We start from the raw sequence: 24,979 nt of genomic DNA, 5'->3' as shown, positions 1-24,979 counted from the left end.
ATGGCTCCTGGTTAAAGTGAGGGGAAAATCAGGCGGCCAGTTTCAGGTCGACCCGTGGAAAATCGATCTCGACGTTGCTGGCCTTGCCGAGGATGTTGGTCAGGAAGTTCATGCCGACGTGGGTGATGATTTCCACGATGTCGGAATCGCTAAAGCCGGCGTTGCGCAGCTGGGCCAGCTCGACGGCGCTGACCTCGCCTTTTTTCTCCATCAGGCTGGTGGCGAACTTGACCGCGACGGCCGCTTGCGCGTCTTCGCTGGTGCCGCTGCGGGCGGCGCTGATCTCGTCGGCGGTCAGCCCACTCTTGCGGCCGATGGCGGTGTGCGCCGAGACGCAGTATTCGCAAGCGTTTTGCTGGGCCAGCGCCAGCGCGATGCGTTCGCGGGTTTGAGGGTCCAGGCTGCCGGCGCCGGCCACGCCGTGCAGGCCCAGGAAGGCACGCAGCGCAACGGGCGAGTTGGCGAATACTTTGAGGAAGTTCGGCACCATGCCGAGCTGGCCTTGAATGGCGTCGAGCAGGGCTTGTTGTTCGGCGTTGGCGTTGCTGTTGTCGATGATGGCGATGCGGCTCATGGTGTTTCTCCTTGGTTGGCGATGAAGTGTTGCCCAGCGCTTGCAGTTTGAATCTTTTGCCTGATAATGAGAATCCAGAGAAATTACAATAAACCATTCCCAAAAGAGGAATAATGTGGATAGGCTGTACACGATGTCGATTTTCCTGGCGGTAGTCGACGAAGGCGGCTTCGCGCCGGCCGCGCGCAAGCTGCGGATCTCGCCGCCGGTGGTGACGCGGGCGGTGACGGAGCTGGAGGAAACGATGGGCGTGCGCCTGTTGACGCGCACCACGCGGGTGGTGCGCGTGACCGACGTGGGCGCGCGCTATGCGGCCGATTGCCGGCGCATCCTGGCCGACGTGGCCGATTCCGAACAGGCGGCGGCCGGCACGCACGAGCAGCCGCGCGGCAAGCTGGTGATCACCTCGTCGGTGTTGTTCGGCGCCATGTATGTCACGCCGGTGGTGACCGAGTACCTGCGCCGCTATCCGGACACCGAGGTGGAATGCCGCTTCATCGACCGCGTGGTCAACATGATGGACGAAGGGATCGACGTGGCCGTCCGCCTCGGCCACCTGCCCGATTCGAGCTATCAGGCGGTGCCGGTGGGCCAGGTGCGGCAGGTGGTGTGCGGGTCGCCCGCCTACCTCGACGCGCGCGGCATCCCGCTCGCGCCCGCGGACCTTGCGGGCCACGACATCGTGCTGGCCAGCCCCGTGACCGCCTCCGCCGAATGGCGCTTCGAATCCGAGCGGCAGTCGGTGGTCGTGCGCGTGCGTCCGCGCCTCGTCAGCACCAGCAACGACGCCGTCATCGCGGCCGTGGTGGGCGGCTTTGGACTGACCCGGTTGATTTCCTACATGGTCGCGCCGCATTTGGCGGCCGGGCGGCTCAAGACGGTGCTGACGCCGTACGAGTCGGTGCCGATGCCGATCAATGTCGTGCACCACGAAGGGCGGCGCTCGACGCCCAAGGTACGCGCCTTCATCGACCTCGCGGTGTCGATGCTGCGGGCCGAGGGGGCGTTCAACTGAGCTTTTGCTCCGGACCTACTGGGACAGGGCCTTCACGCTCTTGCCCAACTCTTCCTTGGCCGAATTTTGCGCCTGGTTGATCGTTACCTGGTTCTGAATCTGCGAGATCGCGTTTTGCACCAACAACATGTCCAAGGCCGCTTGCTGCGAGGCGGCGAACGCGCTCACCACATCGGTTGGCGGTTCGGATGCCGGTGTGGCCGGCGTGGCGCTGGCGTCCGGATTTCCCGGGGCGTGGGTGGCTGCCGCCCCGCCTTGCGATCCGAACGTCGACGACGACGTGGGCGCATTCGCCTTCGCGTTACTGGCGGCGGGTGGCAGTCCCTTGATTTTCAAGCGCTGCGCTGGCATGCCCAACGGCCGTGGGCCCGAGCCGGTTGGCGACGTGCGGGGCTTCGCCGCCGACGGCGCAAGTCCACTCAACGGGCCGCCGATCGCCGGGCGTGCTTTCGCCTGCCTGACGTCGCCGGTCTGCCCGGCCGCAGGTGTGGGTGCGGCCTCCTGCAGCCCTGTCAGCGCCTGGGGCGACATATGCGATATGGAAGTTACGGCCATCGGTTCTCCTCGGAAAAGATACTGGCGCCATTGGCGCACCGGGCAGGACCGGCGCGTGCCCGGAGGCTCACCCCCAGCTTAACGAACCTCGGCACGTTTTCTCATTCCCAAACGAAGGAACATGCCGCCGAACGATACGGCGCGCCATCCCTTGGTAGAATTACCTGTGTCGCCGCCTTGTGGTTTCGATTAGCCGCCAGCGCCAGCAATAGGATTAAAAACAAAGGCCCCCGACGCGAAAGCGTCGGGGCCTTTGTTTTTAAACCAGTGGGACGGCATTAATCGAACCCAACAAAATAAATTTTTAAAATTCAACAAAACTTACTTAAAGAACAATTCAAGAGTTCAATTATTAAACTAACCCCATTAGCGTTTCAGCGCCACGGCGAGCTGGGGGGAGTTCACCCAGGAGGAAGAGTGCGTACAGCTTCTACGGCGCCATGCGCAGGTCGCCAGGATAAGATTGAACCGCCGCAAACTGCTCCCGCCCTTGATGGACATGATAACGAGGTACGCGCGAGGCCGCGCCATCAACGTGTCGGGCCTAGCGCAGGAAGAGCCGGATAACAGGTGGCATGCCCAGGGCTGGAGAATGGAGATTCTGTTGATCGACAGACCGCCTGGCGATTAAGCGCCCTTTGCGACTGGCGGATTGGCTGCTGGCGTCGAGGCAGGCAGCCAGGTCTTGACGGTCTTCCCGTCCTTCTCCTGATCGACCCATTGGCCCTGATACGGCGTTTCATGGACGACATACTTGAAGTCCGGGGCGTTGCGGGTTAGCAGGATTCGACCCGAAATGACCGCGGTGGCGCCGATGATGGCGTCGGGGAGGCGTCTCTTGCCGTACCCGCACCCGGTGTCGTGATTCTTGTTGAAGGTGGAGGCGAGCCGGATGATCGCGTCGTCGGTGTGAATTATCTGAACGGTTCCCGCCGCCTGGCCAGCCTGCAGAAACGCTTCAAAGACAGCAGACTCCACCGCGCTGCAGCCCGAGGCCACTTCCGCGTAGGTGATGGCGCTCAGTGCGATGTCGATGTAGCTGTTGAGAACGTTCAGTGCGTCGGGCAAGCCGTTCAGTGCGTCAATCCAGATGTTGGTGTCGATGAGAACAGGCTTCTCAATTACCATGCCTGGCGCGCCTCATTCTCGTACTCGACGCCATCGACCGGGCCGCCCTCGTGATCTTTCCACAGTCCGGCGATCAGGCTGACCGCCTTGCGGTGTTTTGCCAGGCGGTCGGCGCGCAGCTGCGCCTCGGCCACTCGCTCGGTCGATTCGTTAATAACCGCCAATCCCTCCTCGCCGAAGTGCGTTACCTGAGCAACTGGCGGCGGCGCCATCTTGCCATGATGCAACATCACCTTGTTCAAGGGTTGATAGAAGTGTGGCGAGCTTATTGATTCCGAGCTGATCATAAGCTTGACCAATGCATCCAATTTGCGCTGGTATTCTTCCTGCTGAGCGACAGCTGCCGTCTCGCGCAACTTGACGACCTGAGCACGTATGGACTTGTTCAGTACATCCTCAACGACGTTCGCCATGCTCCTTTCGATGGCCGTTCCTAAGCTCTTGCGTGTCCGGCGTAACAGAGGCGTGCGCTGATATTTGAGTGCTAAATTCATCATATCCTCCGGGATCAAAGCCCGTTCACAGTCTATACAGTACCATGTGTGCGCAGGAAAGTGCGCTCGCTCGTACAAAAATCATGATCTCGTCAGATCGCTCATCAGGTGATGAATTCGGTGAGGGTCGGCAGGGATTGCAATACGAAAATGCAAAGTTCCCGACCGGCTGCGGTGAAGGTGTGAGGGTAGTTGATTGCCATGCCTGGTCCCTATTTGGGGTTCTGATTTGGGGTTCAAGCCCAAACCGGACCGGCAAAAAAGAAAAGCCGTTGACGAATCAACGGCTTATCGGATTTGTGGTGGAGACGGCGGGAATCGAACCCGCGTCCGCAAGCACTCCACAGACAGTTCTACATACTTAGCACTATCATTTAATTTAACCAGTACAACACGGACGTGCACGTTTTGGACTAGCGATTCACCTTAGATTTAGCGCTGATTGAAGTGACCCCTCACAGCGCGAGTCCCTGTAAATGACTCCACAGCTTTTAACGGCCCACCCCAGGGACGAGGTGTTGTGGAGCTAACAGCAATTAAGCTGCCAGTGCGTACGAGTTATCGTTTGCAGTTAAGTTTTTCTGGGTGTATTTACGAGGTAACCAGCCCTCGGTATGCCCTGCTCTGCTTTGCAACCCACGTCGAAACCAGGTCGTCCCCACAGACCTCCATTCTAGCGCACTTTGCGCCTCCACGCATGCCACATTCGGAACCCACGTCAAACGCCTGTCACAATCGCCCGATATGATGGCTCCAGTTCTCACACAGAACGACCAATTAGCGCCTCCCGGAGGCGGCTACTACCGGCGCCGGCGGTCGGGAAATATACCGGCACCAATTTCCTTCAGTTACAGCATGTGCGCGGCGCGGGCGAACAGCCCCGCCGTCGCCAACAGGCTGCTGACCATCAAGCCCACCAGCCAACGGAACTGCACGTCACTGCGCTCCATCCTCCTGTGACTCTCATTGATAACGGTATCGATGCGTACATTGACCTCGCCAATCCGCGCAGTCGTTTCCCGTTGAAGATCGATCATGCGGGCGGTTAAAGCATTGAAATTATCGGCCGCTTCTTTGCGCGAGTCATCGATCTTCGCCATGCATACCAAGAACTCTTCGTGGGCGGATTGGCGAGCGTTCGCGATCGCTGCCGAACTTTCCTGCCGAGCAAGCTCAATTTTCGTATCCAAAGCAAGAAAATTAGCCGCTGCCTGCTTCCGCAAGTCATCAATCTGGGCTTGCGTCGCCCGGCGAGACTCATCAATCCGATCCTGTGTTTCCCGACGTAACTCATCAATCCGGTTTTGCGTTTCCCTGTGAGAATCATCAACCCGACTTTGCGTTTCTCTGCGTGATTCATCAATCCGGGCCAGCGTCTCTTTATGTAACTCATACATCAGGGCCCGTAACGCATCGCGGTCTTCCCGCATCCGCGTTGTTGTCTCCTCACGCAGCTGTTCGACACGCTCGCTCGTTTCCCGACGTAACTCATCGATACGCGCGTTCCCCTCGGTAAAGCCCTCGCCGATTTCCCGCCTCAGCTCTTGCATCTCGGTTTCCATCTTATGATCCTCATCGGCACGATTGCCGATGTCAAGCACAGCCATTGCAGCAGATGTCTCAGTCATCGCCCGCTCCCCGGTCCACCAACCAGCCTATGCCCCCGCGACGTTGGCCGTTTGACCCCGCTCAATCGCGCGCCCAACCGAAGTGTTGCATTGCAGCACAAAAGCCGCTCGCTTCCATTGAGAAAGTAACAATTTCAAACACTTTTTCAATTTCGCGCCCGGGCGCTGCATTAGAATGGGATGTACCAAAACTACTACCCAGACACATTTTCATGCCTAACGCCGCCACGATTGACGCTCCCAGCCCGAAGAAACGCGGGCGCCCGCTGAAAGGCGAAGGCGGCGGGCTGCGCGCGGAATTGATCGAGAAGTCGGCCGAATTGTTTCGCACCAAGGGCTATGAGAGCACCACCGTGCGCGATATCGCCGCCGCCGCCGGCATCCAGGCCGGCAGCTGGTTCTATCATTTCAAGACCAAACAGGACATCCTGGCCGCCATCATGGAGCAAGGCCTGGAGCGCTCGCTGGCCGAGATCGAGGCCATCGGCGCCCAGCCGCTGCCGCCGTGCGAGATCCTGCGCCAGCTGGTCGAGGCCCATCTGCATACGCTGCTGGCGCCCGACCACCATTACATCGCCGTGCTGCTGTACGAATGGCGCTCGCTCGACGAGCCTTCGCGCTCGCGCGTGGTGGCGCTGAAGGATCGCTACGAGGCCGTGTGGGACCGCGCCATCGCCGAGCTGCACCTGTCCGGCGACTGGGCCATGCCGTCGTCGTTCGACCGCCTGCTGATCTTCGGCGCGCTCAACTGGACCGTGCAGTGGTACAAGCCCGGCAGCGGCGCCGACGTCAAGGAACTGGCCCGGCAGGCGATGCGCTTCATCCTGCGCACGCCCGCCGCACTTGAGGCACAATAGGGCCATACTTTCATAAGGATGCCCATGATTTACGAGATCGCCGAGCTCTACATCAAGCCCGATGCCCACGCCGCCTTCCAGGCCGGGGTCGCCGAGGCCGTGCCGCTGTTCAAGGCCGCCACCGGTTGCCTGTCGATGCGCCTCGACCGCGACATCGAAACGCCCGACACCTACCATCTGGTGGTCGGCTGGCAGACGCTGGAAAACCATACCGTCGATTTCCGCGGCAGCCCGGCGTTCCAGTCCTGGCGTGGACTGGTGGGCAGCTATTTCGCTACACCGCCCAAGGTGGAGCATTTCGAAACCGTGGTGGCCGGCTTCTAAACCCGGCCTTTACGGTTCATTCAGGAGGACGTCATGACACGCACCATACACCGCAATTTCGAACAGGTGACCGACGCCGAAAGCGCCCGCAGCGCCTTGCTGGCAAAAGGTTTTCCACCCTCCACGGTCAAGCTGACCCGCCATACGCCGCTGCCGCCGACCGTGGCCTCTAGCACCGTCGGCAACATCCTCGACGCGCTGACGCCCGGCGGTCCGGCCGCCGCCGCCCACGCGCGCGAACGCAGCGGCGCCATGCTGACCGTCGACATCTACGACGAGGATGAGGGCGAGAACGCCGACGCCATCATGCGCGGCTTCGGCGCGCGCGCGGCCTGACGCGTCACACGGCCGGATGGTGGAACACCTGGCGCAGATACGCCAGGAAGGTCTCGTCCTTGCATAGCGTCTTGCCGGGCGAGTCCGACAGCTTGGCCACCGACTGGCCGTTGCAGTTGACCAGCTTCATGACGATGTTGAGCGGCGTCAGGCCGACGTCGTTGGTCAGGTGGGTGCCGATGCCGAAGCCGGTCATGATGCGGTCGGCGAAGTGGCGGTACAGGCCGAAGGCGACCTCCAGGTTGAGCCCGTCCGAGAACACCAGCCGCTTGGTCTTGGCGTCGATGCGCAACGCGGCGTAGTGCGCCAGCGCCTTCTCGCCCCACACCACCGGATCGCCCGAGTCGTGGCGCAGGCCGTCGAACAGCTTGGCGAAGTACAAGTCGAAGTCGTCGAGGAAGGCGTCCATGCCGACCACGTCGGTCAAGGCGACGCCGAGGTCGCCCCTGTATTCCTGCACCCACGCCTCCAGCGAGGCTTTCTGGAAGTCGCGCAGCCGCACGCCAAAGGCCTGGAACGATTGCATGTATTCGTGCGCCATCGTGCCGATCGGCACCAGGCCGAACTTCATCGCCTGGTAGACGTTGGAGGTGCCCTTGAAGAATTCGGGCACCTCGCGCGACAGGCGCTGCACCACTTCGTCGTGCCAGGCGCCGGAAAAACGCCGGCGCGTGCCGAAGTCGGAAAACTCGAACGGGTTGCGGCGCGCCGGCTCGGCGCCGAAGGCCTTGAGCGCGTCGATCTTGGCGCCCAGGCGCTCGCGCCCCTCGGCCAGCGCGGCGCCCTGGTCGAAGCGGCGGAAATACAGCTCGTTGACGATGTACAGCACATAGATCTCGAAGCCCATCACGTGCACCTGCGGACCGGCCGCGCGTATCGTCAGCGTGTCGCCGTCGGCGCGCACGTCGATGAACTTGCGCTGGAAGCGGAACACCGTGAGAAAGTCGACGAAGTCGCTTTTCATGTAGCGCAGCGAGCGCAGGAAGTTCAACTCCTCGTCCGAAAACCCCATCGAACATAAATGATCGAGCTCACGCTCGACCGCCTCGCGCAACTCGGCCAGCGGATAGGCCGGCGTGTTGCGGCAGACGAATTCGTATTCGGTGTGCGAGTTCGGATGGCCATGGAGCAGCGCCTGCCACATGGTGAATTTGTATAGATCGGTCTCCAGCAGACTGCGGACGATGGGCTGACTCATTGATTCTCCAGATGGCGTATAGCCGTGATCTTACGCGATGCCGGCCGCGCGCGTGGATAGTCGCCCCCCGGCCGTCATTTCCCCGCCCCTTGCAGGCCGCGCTTGTACGCCGCCAGGCTCTCCTCCAGGTAACGCTTGACCGTGCCCCGGCGCTTGAGCCGCGCCAGCCCGGCCGCCAGCGCCGGGGCCAGCGCCGCGTGCGCGCCGCGCAGGTACGCGTGGCCGGTGGTGCTGCGGACCACGCCGGCCTGATGCAGCGCCGCCAGGCCGCCGGCGCGGCGCTCGGCGTCGCTCAGGAAGAACAGGAAATCGGCGACCGCCTCCTCGACGTCGAAGTACAGGTCGGTGCGCCCCAGCCGCAGCTTTTGCAGGCCCTGGGCGATGGTCTGCACATGCGAGTACGCGTCGGCGGCCAGCTCGCGCGACAGCATCTCGCGCAGCTCGCTGATGCCGTGCCGGTACTCGCAGCGCAGGCCGCGCGCGCGCGCCGCCGGCCAGCCCTCGAAGCGCAATCCGGGCCGCGTCGCGTAGGCGGCGAAACGCACCGCATTGTTCGGCTCGGGCACCCGCACCAGCGCCGGAAACAGGGTTAGATAGTCGAACGTGCGTCCCAGCTCGCCGTCGGCCTCGCCCGCCAGCACCATGGCCGTGGCGCGCATCGGCGGCACGTCGATGTAGACGAAGCGCTTGCCCAGTTCCTCGACCAGATGGGTGTAGACGCGGATCAGCCACTGCGTGCGCGGATTGTCGAACGGACGCGAAAACACGAAGCGCAGCGTGTCCGCCGCGCCGGCGACGACCGGCGCCGCCACCTCGGACCGGGCGCCGCACGGCGCGCATGCCAGCGGCCACGCGGCGGCCGCCGCCAGCAGTTGACGCCGCGCGATCGTCACAGTCGCCCCTTCGGCCGGGACCGAATCAGCGGGCGGCGTTGGCCAGCAGCTCGGGCAGCACGTCGCCCGACCGCATCAGCTGCACGCCGCGCGCGCGCATCGCCTGCAGGAAGTCGCGGTACTGCGCCTCGAAGCCGGCGACCGGGCTCATACAATCGGTGAGCAGCGCCAGCCTGGAGGCGCCGGCGTCGCCGAAATGGTCGACGATATGCTCGACCGTCGCCTTGACGCAGTGGCTGCCGGCCTCGCCGGCCACGTAGATCTGGTCGGCGCCGGCCAAGGTGTCGACGAATTTGGTGTTGAACTGGGTGTCGGGGTCGTCGGCGTACGGCACCTCGGCCATGACGGCCGAATAGTGCTCGGTCCACGGGTTGGAGCCCTTGGCCAGCTTGGCGACGATGCCCAGCGAGGCCTCCTCCCAGGCGCCGTAGGCCGCGTGCACGTCGTCGTGGACGTTGTTGCCCCAGCTGCCGATTTCGCAGTGCACCGGCCACACCATCAGCCGGTAGCGGCCCGCCGCCTCCAGCTGGTCGAGATAATTGAGCGTCAGCGGCAAGGCGGCCGGATGGCGCGGCAGGTAGCGTTCGGCGCGCACGTCGGCCGCGCTGATCTGCGTGAACGGCGGCACCGGCGCGCCGTCGCCGGCGATCCAGTACGTCGGGTGGGCGATGTCGAAGCGGTGGTGCGAATCGAGCGTGACGCTGATCGCCGTCAGGCCGGCGCGGCCGCGGTTGATCAGCGCCGCCAGGCGCAGCATGTCCTGGTGGGCGCCGGCCACCGGCAAGGCCGGCGCGCGCGGCCGGCCGCTGACGGGATCGACCGGCAGGTGGCTGGCCGGCAGGTCGCAAAAATCGTTTTGCGGATCGATGATCAGCAAATGCAGATTTCGTTTCATGTGACGCTCCGTGACGGGAATGCCTTCCATCATACGCAGCAAAGAACAAGCCCCGCAAGCGGGGCCGCAATCACTTGCAAGAGTGTTGCTTATTTATGCAAACCCGCACTGCCAAACGGGGTCGTACCCCATCCGGGGTACGCCCCCTAAGCGGCGCCGCACGCGTATCACTGACGGCGCGCGGGTTCCGGTTACACCAGGATGGCGTCGATCTCGCTGCGGCCCTTGGCGATGGCGGCGGCCGCCGCTTCCTCGCCCCGCGACACGCCTTCGGCGACGATGAAGGTGACGTCGGTCATGCCCAGGAAGCCGAGCGCGGCGCGCAGGTAGGTGGTCAGGTGGTCGTAGCCGGCCGCCGGGCCTTCGCTGTAGACGCCGCCGCTGGCGATGACCACGTAGACTTTTTTACCGGTGACCAGGCCTTGGGGGCCGTTGGCGCCATAGCTGAAGGTGCGGCCGACGCGGGCGATGTGGTCGATCCAGGCCTTCAGGCCCGAGGTGACGGAGAAGTTGTACATCGGCGCGCCGAGGACGATGGTGTCGGCGGCCAGCAGCTCGTCGACCAGCGTGTCGGACAGTTTGATCGTGTGGGCCTGGTCGGCGTTGCGCTGCTCCGGCGGCGTGAAGAACGCGCCGATCAGCTGTTCGGTCAGGTGCGGCACCGGATTGGCGGCCAGGTCGCGCGTGACGATGGTGTCGGAAGGATGGGCTTGCTGCCACTTGGCGATGAACTCGGCGCCGAGCTGGCGCGACAACGAACCGGTGTGACGAACACTGCTGTTAATGTGGAGAACGGTTGCCATGATGTGCTTCCTTATGAGATAGGTTGCAGGCATGATAGAACGGGTTTAGTATCGAAGAAATACTGGAAATTTAAATCCTACCGATCGATTTTATCGATATAGCAATATTCACCACAGGTAACCCATGCGAGATCCCGGCCTTCCCTCCCTCGACCAGCTGCGCGTGTTCATCGCCGTCATCGACCATGGCGGCTTCGCGCACGCCGCGCGCGCGCTACATCGCACGCAGTCCGTCATCAGCTATACCATCGCCAATCTGGAGGAGCAGCTCAACGTCGAGCTGCTCGACCGCAGCAAGCGCAAGCCGGTGCTGACCGAGGCCGGCAAGGCGCTGCTGGCCGACGCCCGCGCCGTCTCGCTCAAGGTCGACGGCATGCGCGCGCGCGCCAAGGCGCTGTCGGCCGGGCTGGAGGCGGAGGTGTCGCTGGTGGTCGACGTCATGTATTCGACCTGCAAGCTGGTGCGCATTCTGCATGCGTTCCAAAAGGAGTTTCCGACCGTGTCGATGCGGCTGCGCACCGAGGCGCTGGGCGCGGTCACGCAATTGGTCATGGACCGCACCTGCCGCATCGGCGTCAGCGCCTGGATGCCGGGCGCGCCCGACACCATCGAACGCCAGAGCTGCGGCTTCGTGACGATGGTGCCGGTGGTGTCGCCCGACCATCCGCTGGCGCAGATCAAGGGCAAGATCCCCAACGAGGTGCTGCGCGAACACACGCAGCTGGTGCTGACCGACCGCAGCACGCTGACCCGGGGCCAGGACTTCGGCGTGGTGGCCTTGCGCGACTGGCGCCTGGGCGATCTGAGCTCGAAGCACGCGCTGCTGCGCAGCGGCATCGGCTGGGGCAATATGCCGGTCGAGTTCATCCAGTGGGATCTGGACGCGGGACGGCTGGTGCAACTCGACGTCAGCGAGGGGCCGTCGTTCAGCGCGCCGCTGTACGTGATACGGCGCGGCGACGAGGAGCCCGGGCCGGCCACGCGCTGGGTGATGCAGCAATTCCTCGACATGGATCAGGCCATCGCCGAGGCAAGCGCGCAGGCCGGTGCGCGGGGCGCGCCGCAATCCGGCGACCAGGCGTGCGCCGCGCCGGCGGGACCGTCCCACCACATGCCGATTCCTATGCCATTCCACCAGCGCGCCGGCGACCAGCCGGCGATCGGGCCGCTGCCGGCCATCACGCCGACGCCGCCGGCCAGGGAGGCGCCGGCGCCTACTTCACGCCAGCGGCGCTGAGCTTGCGGCGCAGGCGGTAGATTTCCTCCGACAGGTCGACCACCAGCGCGGCGACGTCGTCGTTGGCTTCGAAGTCGCGTTCGATCTGGCACAGGCGGCGCGCCCGCACCAGGTCGGCGCTGGTGAAGCGCCAGCTGACGCAGTCGTCCGACGCGCTTTCCATCAGGATGCCGGTACGCACCCGCTGCACCACCCAATCGTGATCCACCGCGCAGGCGCGCGCCAGTTCCTCGAGCGTCAGCGCGGCCTCGTCGATCAACACGGCGGTCAGGGGCGGTTGCCCGGTCGCCGTTCCCATTGCCTGTCCCATAGCTTATCCTCCCGCGCGCGGATTGAACGCCATCTCGCGCGCCATTGTTCGATACAGTTCGCGTGCCTTGTCGGTGTTGGCCGGCGGCAGCGCCACTTCCAGCAGCAGGTACAAATCGCCGGCCTCCTTGCCGGGAATGCCGCGTCCGCGCAGGCGCAGCTTGCGCCCGGTTTGCGAGCCGGCCGGCACCGTCACCGTGACCTTGCCCGACGGCGTGGCCACCTCGATGTCGGCGCCCAGCGCCAGCTCCCACGGCGCCACCGGCACCGTCTCGAACACGTCGCGGCCGTCGACGCGGTAGCGCGGATCGGGACGGAACTGGATTTCCAGATACAAGTCGCCCGGCCCGGCCTCGCCGCGCTGGCCCTGCCCCGACAGGCGCAGTTGCTGGCCGGCGGTCACGCCCTTGGGTATGTTGACGCTCAAGGTGCGCTCGCGCGTGACGATGCGGTCCTGGGCGTCGCGGTCGGCCACCATCAGGCTGATGTTGCGGGTCGCGCCATGGTAGGCGTCGGCCAGGTCGATGGTGATGGCGGCGTGGCTGTCGTCGCCGCGCTGCGGCGTGTACTGCTGGCGCCGGCGCCCGCCGAGGTTGGCGAACAGGTCGGCGAAGAAATCGCTGGAGTCGGCGTCGCCGAAGCCGCCGTGGCCGGGCTGGCCGCCGGCCCCGGCGCCGCCGCGCCCCCAGTCCGGCGGCGGACGGAACTCTTGGCCGGCGCGGAACTGGCGTCCGCGTCCCAGGTCGTCGTAGGCGGCGCGCTTTTCGGCGTCGCCCAGCACGCCGTAGGCCTCGTTGAGTTCCTGGGTTTTCTTTTGCGCGTCGGGCTCCTTGCTGACGTCCGGATGGTATTTGCGGACCAGCTTGCGGTAAGCCTTCTTGATCTCGTCTTCCGAGGCGGTTTTCGACACGCCCAGGGTCTGGTAATAGTCCTTGTATTCCACGTTGCGCACTCCGTCCGGTAGCTTGTTGCGTTAGCCACCAGTTTAACCGCAAACGCAACTGCACCGCGCCCCTCCAGAGAAGGAGGACGGGGGAAAAAATTTCAACCGGCGCGCGAATTAAGTATCTTTTTCACATGAAAATGATTAGCATTCTGATATTAATAAAAATTAAAGGAAAATTCCATGTTTTCACCGAGACTGACTGCCGTTTTATTGACCGCCGCCCTGGCGCTGGGAGCCGGCGCGGCCCACGCCACCACCATCACCTTCGACGACCTGCCCGCCAGCCTCAATGACATCCATTACGCCGGCTACGCCTTCGCGACCGGCGGCTACGATTTCAAGGTGGATCAAGGGCTGGTATGGATCGCCCCCGCCCAGTCGACGAGCTCGGGCTACGCGACCAATGGCAGCACCGGCCTCGATTTGGGTGGCAACGTCACCGTCACCAGTGCCGCGCACCAGCCGTTCTCGGTGACCAGCATGGACTTGGCCACCTTTTGGGCGGGGGAAACCAGCACCGTCAGGTTGACGGGCACCGATATTGGCGGAAACCACATCATCCAGACGTACACGCTGAGCAACGCCAACAGCGCCCACCCGTACGACCTGAAAACCACCCAGCTGACCGGCTTCAACAACCTCACCTCGCTGGTGATGGAACTGGTGTATAGCCCCATTAATCAGGCCACCTACTTCAGCCTGGTCGACAACATCGTCATCAACCAGACGGCGGTTTCCGCCGTACCCGAGCCGGCCAGCTGGGCCATGCTGGGCATGGGCCTGGCCATGATCGCCGGCTTTTCGCGCCGCAAAGCGGCCTAGCCACGCCCGGGGGCGTTAGCGCACCCGGCGCACGGACGAGATGCGGTCGCCCATGTCGCGCAGGTTGTCGTAGCGCCCCGGCGACAGCACGATGCATTTGCCACGGTAGTTGGCGTCGTCGCACAGCTGCCAGTCGCCCTCGCGGATCACCACGGACCCGGCCTGGTCGTTGAAGTCGACGTTCTCCAGCTTGCGCATGTCGTCGCGCAGCTCGACCTCGCTGCCATTGAAGCCGGGCTGCGAGAACAGCACCACCGGCGCGCCGTGGCGGCCGCGCCCGCCGCCGTAGCCTTCGCGGCGCTCGTCGCGGCGGTCGTGGCCGCGATCGCCGCGCCCGCCGTCGCCGTCGCCCACTTCGCGCAACGACGACAACACATCGTTAAAACCGTCGAGCACGCGGTAGTCGCCCGGCCCCAGCACGATGCAATGGCCGCCGAAATTGGCGTGCTCGCACAGCTCCCAGCGGCCCGAGCGCACCCGCACGCTCGAGGTGCGGTCGTTGAACCCCTCCGGCAACAAATCGCTCACCTGGTCGCGCACGGTGATCGCCGGGCCGCCGAAATTGGCGTGGGTGTAGAGCGTGATTTCGCCGGCGTGCGCGGCGGCGGCGAAGACGACGGGCGCGGCCAGCGCCAGGGCGGCGTTCAGCAGGCGGGGCAGGATTTTTTTCATGATAGTGGCCTGATAGTGGTTGGGCGAACTCCGGTTGGAGTCTTGCGCATCTAACGCGCATGGTATTGGTTTCGTTCACGCAGCAGTCTAACTAAATTGCAACCAAATGCAATCGCGCCCGCGCCAGCCGTTAAAATGGCGGGTTCCGTCACACCAGGCCGCCGGTCCGGCCCCGCTTATGCCCCACTCGTTCACCGCCTCGTCGATCCGCCTTGAAGCCGCCGCGTTGTGGCGCCTGGCCTGGCCCATGCTGATCGGCCAGCTGGCGACGGTCGGCATGGGCGTGGCCGACGTCGCCATGACCGGCCACACCAGCGCCGACGAGTTGGCGGCGGTGTCGCTGGGCGCCTCGATCTGGTCGATCATCCTGGTCACCGTCAGCGGCGTCATGATGGCGATCAACAGCATCGTCGCGCACGACGTCGGCGCCGCCGACCTGCGCAAGATTCCGCACACGGTGCGCCAAGCGTTGTGGAAGGCGCTCGGCGTCGGCGTGCTGGCCGCCGCCGTGGCCAACGTCGCCACCCTGCTGTTCGCCCATTTGTACCTGACGCCGCATGTGCAGGCCCAGGCCGAGCTGTTCGTGCACATCATCAGCATCGGGCTGCCGCCGTTCGCCGCCTACCGCGCGCTGTACGGCTACAGCACCAGCATCAACCAGACCCTGCCGGTGATGCTGATCGCCATCATGGGCCTGTGCATCAACGTCTGCGTCAACTGGCTGTTGATCTTCGGCCACTGGGGCCTGCCGGCGCTGGGCGGGGTCGGCTGCGCCGTCTCGACCGCGCTGTGCATGTGGATGATGCTGCTGGCCATGCTGGCCTGGATACGCTACGCGCCCGCCTACCGCGCCACCTACCCGTTCACGCACTGGGAATGGCCGCACTGGCCGGAGATCGGCGCGATGCTGCGCCTGGGCGTGCCGATCGGCATCAGCTACTTCGCCGAGGTCAGCGCGTTCGGCGCCGTCAGCCTGCTGGTGGCGCGCTACGGCGTGGTGCAGATCTCCGCGCACCAGATCGCGCTCAACTTCACCTCGCTGGTGTTCATGGTGCCGCTCAGCTTTGGCATCGCGCTGATCACCCGCGTCGGCCAGTCGCTCGGCGAAGGCAACGCCGTCAAGGCGCGCTTCGTGGCGTGGGTGGGCGTGTGGATGTCGCTCGCGTTCGCCGTGCTGTCGGCCGCCTTCATCGTCGCCTTCCGCCACCAGATCGCGCGCGCCTACACCTCCGACCCGGCGGTGCAGGCCTTGTGCGCGCATCTGCTGCTGTTCGCCGCGCTGTTCCAGCTGTCGGACTCGACGCAGGTGGCGGCGTCGTGCGCGCTGCGCGGCTACAAGGTCTCGCGCCAGCCGATGCAGATCCAGCTGCTGGCGTTCTGGGGCTTCGCGCTGCCGCTCGGCTGCTGGCTGGGCCTGGCGCCGCGATGGCTGCCGTGGTCGCCGGCCGAGCCGATGGCGGCCTCGGGCTTCTGGATCGGGCTGGTGGTGGGGCTGACGGTGGCGGCCGTGCTGCTGAGCTGGTCGCTGCGCAACCTGTCGCTCGCGCGCATGCGGGCGGCCTGAAACCCCGGAGCCACCCCGGGTCGGACCCGTCGGGTCCGACCCCTGCCACGCGGTGCGGGTTTGCCCGCCGAAGGAAAGACGGTTTTGCGCGGCGGATTCAGAACATTGCCACCTCGCCACGAAAAGGCGTCTCTGGTATCGTCTTGGATTGCCCATCAAGAGACCTTCCATGCGCTTTATCCTCTGCTTTCTCGCCCTGCTGGCCGGCGGCAACGCCGCCGCCGAAAAACTGACCCTGGACCGCATCCACGCCGATCCGTCGCTGAGCGGCCCCGGCGTGCGCAGCCTGAAGGTATCGCCCGACGGCGCCCGCGTCACCTTCCTGCGCGGGCGCGACGACAACCAGTTCCAGCTCGACCTGTGGGAGTACAACCTCAAGGACAAGACCACGCACCGCCTGGTCGACTCCAAGATCCTGGTGCCGGAGGAAAACCTGTCGGACGCCGAAAAGGCCCGCCGCGAACGCGCGCGCACGGCCAGCCTCAAGGGCATCCTCAGCTACAGCTGGTCGCCGGACGGCAAGCAGTTGCTGGTGCCGATCGCCGGCAACCTGTACCTGATCGACGTCAGCAAGCCGGACGCGGCGCGCATGGTCGCCACCGGCAACGTGCTCGACCCGAAGATCTCGCCCAAGGGCCGCTACGTCTCCTTCGTGCGCGACCAGAACCTGTTCGTCATCGACCTGTCGAACAATGAAGAACGCCAGCTGACCAGCGACGGCAAGGGCACCATCCACAACGGCGAAGCCGAATTCGTGGCGCAGGAGGAAATGGGCCAGACCAGCGGCTACTACTGGGCGCCGGACGACTCGGCCATCGCCTACAAGCGCTACGACGAGGCGCCGGTGCCGGTGGTCAAGCGCTTTGAAATCTACGCCGACCGCACCGACGTGATCGAGCAGCGCTACCCGGCCGCCGGCGATCCGAACGTGCTGGTGCAACTGAAGATCGTCGCGCCGACGGGCGGCGAGATCCGCGACGTCGACCTCGGCGCCGAGCGCGACATCTACCTGGTGCGCGCCGACTGGAGCGCCAACGGCAAGGCCCTGCTGTTCCAGCGCCAGAGCCGCGACCAGAAAAAGCTCGAGCTGGTGTCGGTCGACGCCGCCACGTTGGCGCAGCGCGTGCTGATCACCGAAACCTCGCCGACGTGGGTCAGCATCTTCGACGACCTGCGCTTCCTCGGCAACGGCAAGCAATTCATCTGGCCGTCCGAGCGCAGCGGGCGCAAGCACCTCTACCTATACGACCTGGACGGCAAGCTGCTGCATCCGATCTCGCGCGGCGAATGGGGCATCGACAAGCTGCTGGCGGTGGACGAGAAAAACGGCCGCGTGTTCGTGCAATCGAACCGCGACGCCGTCATCGACAGCCAGACCTACGCGCTCAAGCTCGACGGCAGCGGCGCCGACCAACCGGAACGCATCACGCAGGGCGACGGCTGGCACGACTCGGCGTTCTCGCGCAACGGCGAAGTGTTCGTCGACACCTGGTCCGATCCGGACACGCCGCCGCAGGTAAGCGTGCGGCGTCCCGACGGCAAGATGATCAGCTGGATCGAGCACAACGAACTGAACGCGAACCACCCGTACGGCAAGTACCGCGACGCGCATCTGCGCACCGAATACGGCACCTTGAAGGCCAACGACGGCCAGACCTTGTACTACTCGATGATCAAGCCGAGCGGCTTCAACCCGTCGAAGAAATATCCGGTCTACCTGTCGACCTACGGCGGGCCGCACGCGCAGCACGTGGCGCGCAAATGGGGCAATTTGTTCGACCAATACATGGCGCAGCAAGGCTTCGTGGTGTGGCGGCTGGACAACCGCGGCTCGTTCCGGCGCGAGCGCGCCTTCACCGACGCCAACTACCTCAACCTGGGCAAGGTCGAAGTCGAGGACCAGTTGACCGGCATCGAATGGCTGGGCAAGCAAAGCTACATCGACGCCAAGCGCATCGGCGTGTTCGGTTGGAGCTACGGCGGCTTCATGACGTTGCGGCTGTTGGCGCAAGCGTCGGACAAGATCGCGATGGGCGTCTCGGTCGCCCCCGTGACGGACTGGTCCTTGTACGACACCCACTACACGGAGCAGTTCATGGGCACGCCGAAAGCGAACGCCGCCGGCTACACGGCCGCGGGCGTGTACGCGCACCTGGACGGCCTGAAATCGCCGCTGCTGCTGATGCACGGCATGGCCGATGACAACGTCCTGTTCACCAACACCACGCGCATGATCGACGCGCTGGTGAGCCGCAACGTGCACTTCGAGCTGATGACCTACCCTGGCGGCAAGCACGGCATCGCCGGCCGCGCGCCGCAGCGCCACGTCTACGGCAACATCGAAGCCTTCTTCAAGAAAAACCTGAAGCCCGAGCAGCAATAACCACCTTGGAACCACTCCGGGGTCAGGTCCACCATTTCTACACGAGCTGGGGCGTAGGCGGCGCGATTCGCCGCTAGCGCCGGGGCCGTGTAGAATTGGTGGACCTGACCCTGGAGTTTTTTTGGGCGGCTTGAGCGGCCACAAGCGGCGGATTTGTTGACCATTCGATAATGCCAGGTGCGGTGCGTTTCGCGCCGTTCCAACTATATTCCAGGAGGAATTATGGCTATCGATGTCTATCTGCAAATCGACGGGATTCGCGGCGAATCCGCAGACGATAAACACAAGGATTGGATTGAATGCAAGTCGGTCAGCTGGGCGGTGAGCCAGCCGAAATCGGCGACCGCTTCCACCGGCGGCGGCCATACCGCCGAGCGTTGCGAACACCAGGACATCACCTTGCTTAAACTGGCCGACCTGGCTTCGCCCGTGCTGCTGCAAACCTGTTCTTCCGGCAAAACCATTCCGAAGGCGAAGTTCGAATTCATGCGCGCCGACGGCCAGGGCGAGCGTGTCAAGTATTATGAAATCGAACTGGAAAACGTGTTGATCGGAACCGTGTCGCCCAGCGTGCACGAAGGCGAAGTGCTGGCCGAACAGGTGTCGCTGAAGTTCTCGAAGGTGAAGTGGCGCTATACCCAGCAAAAGATTTCCGGCGGCGCGGGCGGCAACACCGCCGGCGGCTGGGATCTGTCGACCAACCGCGTGGCCGCCTGAGTTCCCCCTCGCGGGTAAACGAAAACAGCCGCTGATGCGGCTGTTTTTTTATGCGGCGAATGGTCGCCGTGGTGCGCACTCGGCGCGGGTCGTGCAATTAGTTGCGGTTGCCTTTGACGATGTCGTCGACAGCTTCCTTGGCGTCGCCCAGACCTTTTTGCATTTTGCCTTCGGCTTGCTTGTTCAGGCCCTTGGCCTGCTGTTCCGAGCTACCCACCAGCTCGCCAGTTTTTTCCTGGATTTTGCCGCCGATGTCTTTCGCCGTACCCTTAACTTGATCCTTGTTCATGATGAACTCCTTTATCGTTGTTGAAGCTACAGGACACACAACTTGGCGCCGTGTGCATGGATCCACTATAGGCTCCAGCCGCTGAGTTCTCTGTGCGTTCGCGAACGCTGCCACGAATCAAATTTTCCGCCATACACTGGCCAGCCACGGCTGCTGCTCGCGCGGCAATCCGCTCGGCCGATAGTAATGCCGGACGGCGCTGAAACCGGCCGCGACCAGGTAACGTTCCCAGGTATCGTAATCGTAGTAGCTGCCGTAGCGCGGGCCGTTCCAGCCTTCGCGGTTGTCGCCGCGCGGGTTCGAACTGAACAGGACGCCGCCCCGCTTCAACGCCGCGTGCAGCCGCCGCAGCACGTCCGGCAACGCCGCGCTCGGCACGTGGAACAGCGAGGCGTTGGCGTACACGCCGTCGAAATATTCGGCCGGCAGGTCGAGGTGGATGAAATCCTGCCGCCACGCCTCGCACCCGCTGTAGGCGCGCGCCATCTCCACGAAGCGAGCCAAGCCGTCAACCCCGATCGCTTCGTGGCCCATCTCGCGGAAAGTTTTCAGATCGCGGCCCGGACCGCAGCCCAGGTCGAGCAGCCGGTGCGGCGCCGGCGCCTCGATCGCGCCGAGCAGCGCGGCGATATTTTGGCTGACGTCGTGGTCGATGGTGCCGGCAAAAAATTGCTGCGCCGTTTGCTCGTAATGTTGCAGCGTTTTCTGCGTGATTTGTTCGATGTGATCGGGTTCCATGGCGCCAGTGTAGCGTATCGACACGGCAGAAAAGATACGCTCAGGTATCAAATCGCTTCTTTCATTCAGGGAATCGCTATATAGTTAGCCCATAGCAACGCGCCCATCACCGAGGAGATAAAAAATGAAACTTGACGCCTTGTTCCAGAATCCGACCGCGCTGCCCACCGCGCCGAAAGTCGTCGAGGAATTGATCAGCAGTTTCGACAAGGCCAGCGTGTCGACCGAGGAAATCGCCAAGAAACTGTCGACCGATCCGGTGCTGAGCGCCAAGCTGCTGCGCCTGGCCAACTCGGCCTACTACCACGTCTCGCGCAGCATCGGCACGGTCGAGGACGCGGTGTTGATGCTGGGCTTTGTCACCGTCCGCACGCTGGTCATCAGCTCCGGCCTGGTCAGCGGCTTCAAGACCGTTCCCGGCCTCGACCTCAAACAATTCTGGCGCTACAGCCTGCACACGGCCGTGTCGGCCAAGTGGATCGCCAAGAAGACCAAGGAAAACACCGACCTCGCCTTCACCATCGGCATGATGCACGCGATCGGCCAATTGGTGATGCACTCGGCCATGTCCGAAAAGGCCATCGCGCTCGACAAGGTCGCCGGCCCGATGGACGCGCGCCGCCTCGACGCCGAGATGGGTTCGTTCGGCTACACCTTCGCCGACGTGGGCGCGGAGCTGGCCAAGCGCTGGAAGTTCCCGATCACCTTCTCGGAAACCATCGAGGCATTCCCGGAGCCGCATCACAATGGCGAGCTCAATCGCCTGGCCGCCGTCATTTCGCTGGCCGCGTGGCGCGCCCGTGTCGAGCAGGCCGAGTTGAACGACGAGGAAATCGCCGCCTGCTATCCGACCGAACTGGCCGAGGAGCTGGGTCTGGAAGACAACGCATTGATTGACGATATGCCATCACCGGACGAGCTCAGCGCTGGTCTGGAGGAGCTGGTCAAGTAAGCCGGGCGACTGCGCCAGCTTGCCGTAACGACAACAAAAACCGCCCGCTTTCGAGCCCGGCGGTTTTTTTTCGCGTTTTTTTAAATATTTTTTCAAATCACCCTAAAGTTCCCGTTTAAGGCGACGTTAATCAGGACATGCGGTAATCCATTTTACCGAAGTCAACTAGCCTGGGTGAGCATATGACCTCTACCGAAGTCCTCTCGATGTACGAAAACATTGCCGGTTTGAGCAAGCAGATGGCCGCCGCCGCGCGCCTGGGCGACTGGGACGGTCTGAGCCAGCTGGAAACCCAGTGCGCCACCGAAGCCCGCGCCGTCGCCACCGGCGTGCCCGCGCTGAGCGGCACCCCGCGCCTGCGCAAGATCGACCTGCTCAAGCAAATCTTGGCCAACGACCGCGAAATCCGCGACCTCACCGATCCATGGATGAATCAAGTGCCAGGCATGGCCCGCCAGTAAAACCGCCCGCCCAACGAAAAAAGCGCCTCGTCGAAGGCGCTTTTTTTATTCCCAAACCACATGGGCGGCGACTCCGTAGGGCCGAGCCCGTGTAGAAATGGTGGACCTGACCCTGGAGTTGGTTGTCAGCCTGCCAACGCCACGCGCAACGACAAGGCGATGCCCTGCGCGGCCTTGACGATCTCGTCCTGCGACGGGAAGCTCGGGGCGATGCGGATGTGGCTGTCCTTTGGATCGTTGCCATAAGGGAAAGCGGCGCCGGCCGGCGTCAGCGTGATGCCCGCCTCCTTGGCCAACGCCACCGTGCGCTTGGCCGAACCCGGCGGCGTCACCAGATCGATGAAGTAGCCGCCCAACGGACGCGTCCACGATACGCCCGGCACGTCGCCCAGATAATGCTCGAACTGCGCCAGCACCGCGTCGAATTTCGGCTGCAGCAGCGCGCGGTGCTGTTCCATCAGCGCTTCGACCGTGGCCACATCCTTGAGCAGGCGCACGTGGCGCAGCTGGTTGATCTTGTCCGGGCCGATGCTGCGGATGCCGGCGTGCTTGGTCCACCAGGCGATGTTGGCCGGCGACGCGGCCAGCGCGGCCACGCCCGAACCGGCCCAGCTGATCTTCGACGACGAGGCGAACACGATCGCGCGGTCCGGATTGCCGGCCCGGGCGCAGGCGTCGAGAATGTTGGCCACCACCAGCTTTTTGTCGCTCAGGTGGTGGAAGCGGTAGGCGTCGTCCCACATCAGGCGGAAGTCCGGGGCGGCGGTTTTCATCGCGGCCAGGCGCGCCACCACGTCGTCCGAATACACCACGCCACCCGGGTTGCTGTACTTCGGCACGCACCACATGCCCTTGATGCTGGCGTCCTCGGCCACCAGCTTTTCGACCAGGTCCATGTCCAGGCCGTCTTCGGTCATCGGGATGTTGATCATCTTGATGCCGCGCGCTTCGCAGATGGCGAAGTGGCGGTCGTAGCCCGGCACCGGGCACAGGAACGTGACCGGCTCGCGCACCCACGGCGCGTTGCCCGGCGTGCCGTTGAGCAGGCTGTAGATGATGACGTCGTGCATCAGCGACAGGCTGGCGCTGCTGTCGACGACCACCTGGGCGGCCGGCACGTCCAGCAATTTGCCGAACAGCTCGCGCGCTTCCGGCAGGCCGATGGTGCCGCCGTAGTTGCGGCAATCGGTGCCGTCGGCAGCTTTGTAGCCACCCAGCGCCTCGGTCAGCGCGTTGGACAAATCCAGTTGCTCGGGCGCTGGCTTGCCACGCGACATATCCAGTTTAAGGCCGAGTTGTTTGAAGGCTTGGTATTGCTCCTGGTACTGAGACGGGAGATCTGCTGCGGTCATGGGACTCTTTCGAAATGGGTAAGGCGTGCAAAAAGCGTCGATTACTATAACCCAGAACGATGGACCGCAGGCAAAGCTGAGGTTATAAGCTTATAACTATTGCATTATTGATTCGGGCGTCACTTCATGCAACGGCTGGGCCGGCTGGGGCTCGGCCCCGGGCTCGGCCGGCTTTTTCCGGCGGAAGCCTTGCCAGATCTTCAGCGGCGCGGCGCCGGATTTTTTGCGGCGCAGATAGAGCAGGCCGGCACCGGCGAGCATCAGCACGCCAACCGCGCCGGCGCCCCAGGCGGCGTAGTTGGGCGGACGTTCGACCGGCTTTTCCTTCTTGTATTTTAATTTTGGCAATACGCGTTTGAGCGGAACGGGGGCCGTGGCCGAGGCGGACGCGCCGGCCGCCGAAGCCGCCGCGTTGGCGCCATGGCCGTCGGCAGACGCCGTGGCGGACGCCGAACCGGCCGCCGCCGAGGCCGACGCCGATGCGCCATCCCCGGCCGCCACCTTGCCCGATTGTTCCGATTTGCCTTCCGCCGACTTCCCGGCCACCTTCTCCGCCACCGATGCCGGACCGGGCGCCGCCGACGCCACCGATGCCGACTTCGGCGTCTCATGGGCCGACGCCGCCGGCGCCGCCACCGCCGCGGCGACGCTGCTGCCGGCGGCCGCCAATACCGCCGTACCCGCTTGGCCGACCTTGGGCGCGGCCGCCGGCGCCGCCACCGAAGCCGCCGGCGCGCCGGCGGTCGCCTTGATCGCGCCTTGCAGCGCCTTCATTTTCCCTTCCAGCTCGACCAGCTTGCTGGACAAGGCCACGCTATGGTTGTCGAGCGCCTTGCATTCCTTGGCGCTGATGCCGGAGGGCGCGCAAGCCGCCGGCGCGGCCGGACGCTTGACACCGGCCGGCAAAGGCAATGGCGCCAGCGGCAGCAGGGCCTGTGCCACCGGCAACGGCACGGCGGCCTCGGCCGCTTCCCGTTTCGCCACCGGTTTGGCCGATGCCGGCACCGACGCGGGGGCCGCCGGACGCGGCGTGCCCATCGCGTCCGCGATGCGCGAGGCCAGGTCGCGCACCGCCACCGTCGACGTCGGCCGCGCCGGCGTCGCGGACGCGGCGGCCCGCACGGCGCCCGGTACGCCCACCTCCGATTCGTGCGCCGACGGCAATGGCGCCGGACGCGTCCGGTCCCGCGGCGCCGGCGCCACCGGCACAGCCGGCGTCGAGGCCGCCGCCGCCCGCTCCGCCCGCGCCTGCGCCGCCAGTTGCGCGGCGTCGGCGGAAGTCGCCGCGACAGGCGCCGGTGCCGGGGCGGCCGGCAGCGGCGCCGGATTCGGGTCCGCCTGCAGCCAGACGGTGGCCAGCCGCACGTCGTGCCGCCCCGCCGCGCTCAGCTCCAGGTACAGGTGGACATATTCGGCGTCGATCGCACGCGTGGTCGTCACATGCAAAAACTGCTTTTGATCGCGCTTGACCACCGCCATGTGCACCGACGCCAGCGCCGGGTTCATCGTGATGTTCGCGCCGCGAAACACGTCCGCCTGCGCCAGCCGTACCTGCAAGGCGTTGACCTCGTCCGGGGCCAGCGCCACCAGTTCGATGTCCGCCGCCAACGGCTGGCCGATGAAGGAGCGCACGGAAACGTCGCCCAGCTCGGCCGCCGTGGCCGCGCCGGCCGCCGCCAGCGACATGGCGCAGGCCAGCACGCGGAGCAAGTAAACAGGAGTGGAACGCTGCATAAGGATGGCGCCAGTGACGCGAATTCTAAGATATACGTCTTTAACGGCTGATTTTCCCAATTTTGTAGCCCCAGGATAATTTTTCCAAACTGCGCTACACTGA

At 64.4% G+C, this 24,979-nt stretch carries 28 protein-coding genes and 1 other RNA gene; 11 read left to right on the top strand and 18 right to left on the bottom strand.

All coding sequences use genetic code 11. The features are described 5' to 3' along the window. Positions 1-28: 28 nt before the first annotated feature. Positions 29-574, bottom strand: a complete 546-nt coding sequence (locus JOD97_RS29465; RefSeq protein ID WP_209726374.1) for a carboxymuconolactone decarboxylase family protein — start codon at positions 572-574, stop codon at positions 29-31. A gap of 115 nt (positions 575-689) precedes the next feature. Here JOD97_RS29465 and JOD97_RS29460 point away from each other — a divergent pair, with 115 nt between their 5' ends. After that, the gene (locus JOD97_RS29460) at positions 690-1,589 is read left to right on the top strand and encodes a LysR family transcriptional regulator (protein ID WP_209726373.1); all 900 of its coding nucleotides are present in this window, start codon (positions 690-692) and stop codon (positions 1,587-1,589) included. A gap of 15 nt (positions 1,590-1,604) precedes the next feature. Here JOD97_RS29460 and JOD97_RS29455 read toward each other — a convergent pair whose 3' ends face one another. From JOD97_RS29455 to JOD97_RS29430, 6 genes are all read right to left on the bottom strand, one after another. Further along, positions 1,605-2,144 (bottom strand): hypothetical protein, encoded by a 540-nt coding sequence (locus JOD97_RS29455; protein ID WP_209726372.1) that lies wholly within the window; start codon positions 2,142-2,144, stop codon positions 1,605-1,607. Positions 2,145-2,771: 627 nt separating this feature from the next. After that, complete coding sequence (locus JOD97_RS29450) at positions 2,772-3,272, bottom strand: PIN domain-containing protein (RefSeq protein WP_209726371.1); 501 nt, start codon at positions 3,270-3,272, stop codon at positions 2,772-2,774. Next, the gene (locus tag JOD97_RS29445; protein ID WP_209726370.1) at positions 3,266-3,766 is read right to left on the bottom strand and encodes a hypothetical protein; all 501 of its coding nucleotides are present in this window, start codon (positions 3,764-3,766) and stop codon (positions 3,266-3,268) included. Before JOD97_RS29445 ends, JOD97_RS29450 begins: the two co-directional genes overlap by 7 nt. Positions 3,767-4,066: 300 nt before the next feature. After that, positions 4,067-4,426: a transfer-messenger RNA gene (gene ssrA / locus JOD97_RS29440) on the bottom strand. 188 nt (positions 4,427-4,614) lie between these two features. After that, positions 4,615-5,394, bottom strand: a complete 780-nt coding sequence (locus JOD97_RS32880) for a hypothetical protein (protein ID WP_229264816.1) — start codon at positions 5,392-5,394, stop codon at positions 4,615-4,617. A gap of 61 nt (positions 5,395-5,455) precedes the next feature. Next, the gene (locus JOD97_RS29430) at positions 5,456-5,608 is read right to left on the bottom strand and encodes a hypothetical protein (protein WP_209726369.1); all 153 of its coding nucleotides are present in this window, start codon (positions 5,606-5,608) and stop codon (positions 5,456-5,458) included. Here JOD97_RS29430 and JOD97_RS29425 point away from each other — a divergent pair. Genes JOD97_RS29425 through JOD97_RS29415 form a run of 3 tightly spaced genes read left to right on the top strand, consistent with a single transcriptional unit; the run spans position 5,607 to position 6,911 of the window. Continuing rightward, positions 5,607-6,251, top strand: coding sequence for a TetR family transcriptional regulator (locus JOD97_RS29425; protein ID WP_209726368.1), 645 nt, complete (start codon positions 5,607-5,609; stop codon positions 6,249-6,251). The genes JOD97_RS29430 and JOD97_RS29425 overlap by 2 nt on opposite strands. A 24-nt stretch (positions 6,252-6,275) precedes the next feature. Next, on the top strand, positions 6,276-6,575 hold the full coding sequence (locus JOD97_RS29420; RefSeq protein WP_209726367.1) for an antibiotic biosynthesis monooxygenase: 300 nt from the start codon (positions 6,276-6,278) through the stop codon (positions 6,573-6,575). A gap of 33 nt (positions 6,576-6,608) precedes the next feature. Next, positions 6,609-6,911, top strand: coding sequence for a hypothetical protein (locus JOD97_RS29415; protein WP_209726366.1), 303 nt, complete (start codon positions 6,609-6,611; stop codon positions 6,909-6,911). A gap of 4 nt (positions 6,912-6,915) precedes the next feature. Here JOD97_RS29415 and pncB read toward each other — a convergent pair whose 3' ends face one another. From pncB to JOD97_RS29395, 4 genes are all read right to left on the bottom strand, one after another. Next, a complete protein-coding gene (gene pncB / locus JOD97_RS29410; protein WP_209726365.1) occupies positions 6,916-8,109 on the bottom strand; it encodes a nicotinate phosphoribosyltransferase in 1,194 nt (397 codons plus the stop codon). A 74-nt stretch (positions 8,110-8,183) separates the two neighbouring features. Next, on the bottom strand, positions 8,184-9,002 hold the full coding sequence (locus tag JOD97_RS29405) for a hypothetical protein (RefSeq protein WP_209726364.1): 819 nt from the start codon (positions 9,000-9,002) through the stop codon (positions 8,184-8,186). A gap of 25 nt (positions 9,003-9,027) precedes the next feature. Continuing rightward, positions 9,028-9,897 carry a cysteine hydrolase gene (locus tag JOD97_RS29400; protein ID WP_209726363.1) on the bottom strand — a complete coding sequence of 290 codons (870 nt, stop codon included), beginning with the start codon at positions 9,895-9,897 and terminating at the stop codon, positions 9,028-9,030. A 191-nt stretch (positions 9,898-10,088) separates the two neighbouring features. Then, positions 10,089-10,700, bottom strand: coding sequence for an FMN-dependent NADH-azoreductase (locus JOD97_RS29395; protein ID WP_209726362.1), 612 nt, complete (start codon positions 10,698-10,700; stop codon positions 10,089-10,091). A 124-nt stretch (positions 10,701-10,824) separates the two neighbouring features. Between JOD97_RS29395 and JOD97_RS29390 the strand changes: the two genes are divergently transcribed. Beyond that, positions 10,825-11,937, top strand: a complete 1,113-nt coding sequence (locus tag JOD97_RS29390) for a LysR family transcriptional regulator (RefSeq protein WP_209726361.1) — start codon at positions 10,825-10,827, stop codon at positions 11,935-11,937. On the opposite strand, the gene JOD97_RS29385 is transcribed toward JOD97_RS29390, so the two are convergent. Both JOD97_RS29385 and JOD97_RS29380 read right to left on the bottom strand, forming a co-directional pair. Beyond that, the gene (locus JOD97_RS29385; RefSeq protein ID WP_229264815.1) at positions 11,915-12,247 is read right to left on the bottom strand and encodes a chaperone modulator CbpM; all 333 of its coding nucleotides are present in this window, start codon (positions 12,245-12,247) and stop codon (positions 11,915-11,917) included. The two genes, JOD97_RS29390 and JOD97_RS29385, sit on opposite strands and share 23 nt — an antisense overlap. Before the next feature lie 3 nt (positions 12,248-12,250). Next, on the bottom strand, positions 12,251-13,189 hold the full coding sequence (locus tag JOD97_RS29380) for a DnaJ C-terminal domain-containing protein (RefSeq protein ID WP_209726360.1): 939 nt from the start codon (positions 13,187-13,189) through the stop codon (positions 12,251-12,253). Positions 13,190-13,372: 183 nt separating this feature from the next. Here JOD97_RS29380 and JOD97_RS29375 point away from each other — a divergent pair, with 183 nt between their 5' ends. Then, positions 13,373-14,014, top strand: coding sequence for a PEP-CTERM sorting domain-containing protein (locus JOD97_RS29375; protein ID WP_209726359.1), 642 nt, complete (start codon positions 13,373-13,375; stop codon positions 14,012-14,014). A 15-nt stretch (positions 14,015-14,029) separates the two neighbouring features. Here the strand turns inward: JOD97_RS29375 and JOD97_RS29370 are convergent, their stop codons facing one another. After that, complete coding sequence (locus tag JOD97_RS29370; protein ID WP_209726358.1) at positions 14,030-14,686, bottom strand: beta/gamma crystallin family protein; 657 nt, start codon at positions 14,684-14,686, stop codon at positions 14,030-14,032. Positions 14,687-14,864: 178 nt separating this feature from the next. On the opposite strand from JOD97_RS29370, the gene JOD97_RS29365 reads away from it, so the two are divergent. From JOD97_RS29365 to JOD97_RS29355, 3 genes are all read left to right on the top strand, one after another. After that, positions 14,865-16,250 carry an MATE family efflux transporter gene (locus JOD97_RS29365; protein ID WP_209726357.1) on the top strand — a complete coding sequence of 462 codons (1,386 nt, stop codon included), beginning with the start codon at positions 14,865-14,867 and terminating at the stop codon, positions 16,248-16,250. A 169-nt stretch (positions 16,251-16,419) separates the two neighbouring features. After that, positions 16,420-18,633 carry a S9 family peptidase gene (locus JOD97_RS29360; protein WP_209726356.1) on the top strand — a complete coding sequence of 738 codons (2,214 nt, stop codon included), beginning with the start codon at positions 16,420-16,422 and terminating at the stop codon, positions 18,631-18,633. 222 nt (positions 18,634-18,855) lie between these two features. After that, entirely contained in the window at positions 18,856-19,350 is a 495-nt protein-coding gene (locus tag JOD97_RS29355) for a type VI secretion system tube protein Hcp (RefSeq protein WP_209726355.1), read from the top strand. 97 nt (positions 19,351-19,447) lie between these two features. Here the strand turns inward: JOD97_RS29355 and JOD97_RS29350 are convergent, their stop codons facing one another. Both JOD97_RS29350 and JOD97_RS29345 read right to left on the bottom strand, forming a co-directional pair. Next, positions 19,448-19,639, bottom strand: a complete 192-nt coding sequence (locus JOD97_RS29350; protein WP_209726354.1) for a CsbD family protein — start codon at positions 19,637-19,639, stop codon at positions 19,448-19,450. A 117-nt stretch (positions 19,640-19,756) separates the two neighbouring features. Continuing rightward, the gene (locus JOD97_RS29345) at positions 19,757-20,377 is read right to left on the bottom strand and encodes a bifunctional 2-polyprenyl-6-hydroxyphenol methylase/3-demethylubiquinol 3-O-methyltransferase UbiG (protein ID WP_209726353.1); all 621 of its coding nucleotides are present in this window, start codon (positions 20,375-20,377) and stop codon (positions 19,757-19,759) included. A 124-nt stretch (positions 20,378-20,501) separates the two neighbouring features. Here JOD97_RS29345 and JOD97_RS29340 point away from each other — a divergent pair, with 124 nt between their 5' ends. Together JOD97_RS29340 and JOD97_RS29335 are read left to right on the top strand one after the other, a co-directional pair. Further along, positions 20,502-21,329, top strand: a complete 828-nt coding sequence (locus JOD97_RS29340; protein WP_209726352.1) for an HDOD domain-containing protein — start codon at positions 20,502-20,504, stop codon at positions 21,327-21,329. A gap of 182 nt (positions 21,330-21,511) precedes the next feature. Continuing rightward, positions 21,512-21,790 (top strand): flagellar protein FliT, encoded by a 279-nt coding sequence (locus JOD97_RS29335; RefSeq protein WP_209726351.1) that lies wholly within the window; start codon positions 21,512-21,514, stop codon positions 21,788-21,790. Positions 21,791-21,915: 125 nt separating this feature from the next. Here JOD97_RS29335 and JOD97_RS29330 read toward each other — a convergent pair whose 3' ends face one another. Next, positions 21,916-23,142: an aminotransferase class I/II-fold pyridoxal phosphate-dependent enzyme gene (locus JOD97_RS29330; RefSeq protein ID WP_209726350.1), complete on the bottom strand. Its 1,227-nt coding sequence runs from the start codon at positions 23,140-23,142 to the stop codon at positions 21,916-21,918. Positions 23,143-23,238: 96 nt separating this feature from the next. Continuing rightward, positions 23,239-24,876 (bottom strand): FimV family protein, encoded by a 1,638-nt coding sequence (locus tag JOD97_RS29325; protein ID WP_209726349.1) that lies wholly within the window; start codon positions 24,874-24,876, stop codon positions 23,239-23,241. Between the last annotated feature and the right edge of the window lie 103 nt (positions 24,877-24,979).

Origin of the sequence: Duganella sp. 1411 (genome assembly GCF_017833525.1) — a bacterium.
Classification (GTDB): Bacteria; Pseudomonadota; Gammaproteobacteria; order Burkholderiales; family Burkholderiaceae_D; genus Rugamonas.
Note: the sequence above shows the minus strand (reverse complement) of the source record. Positions and strands in the feature narration are given on the sequence as shown.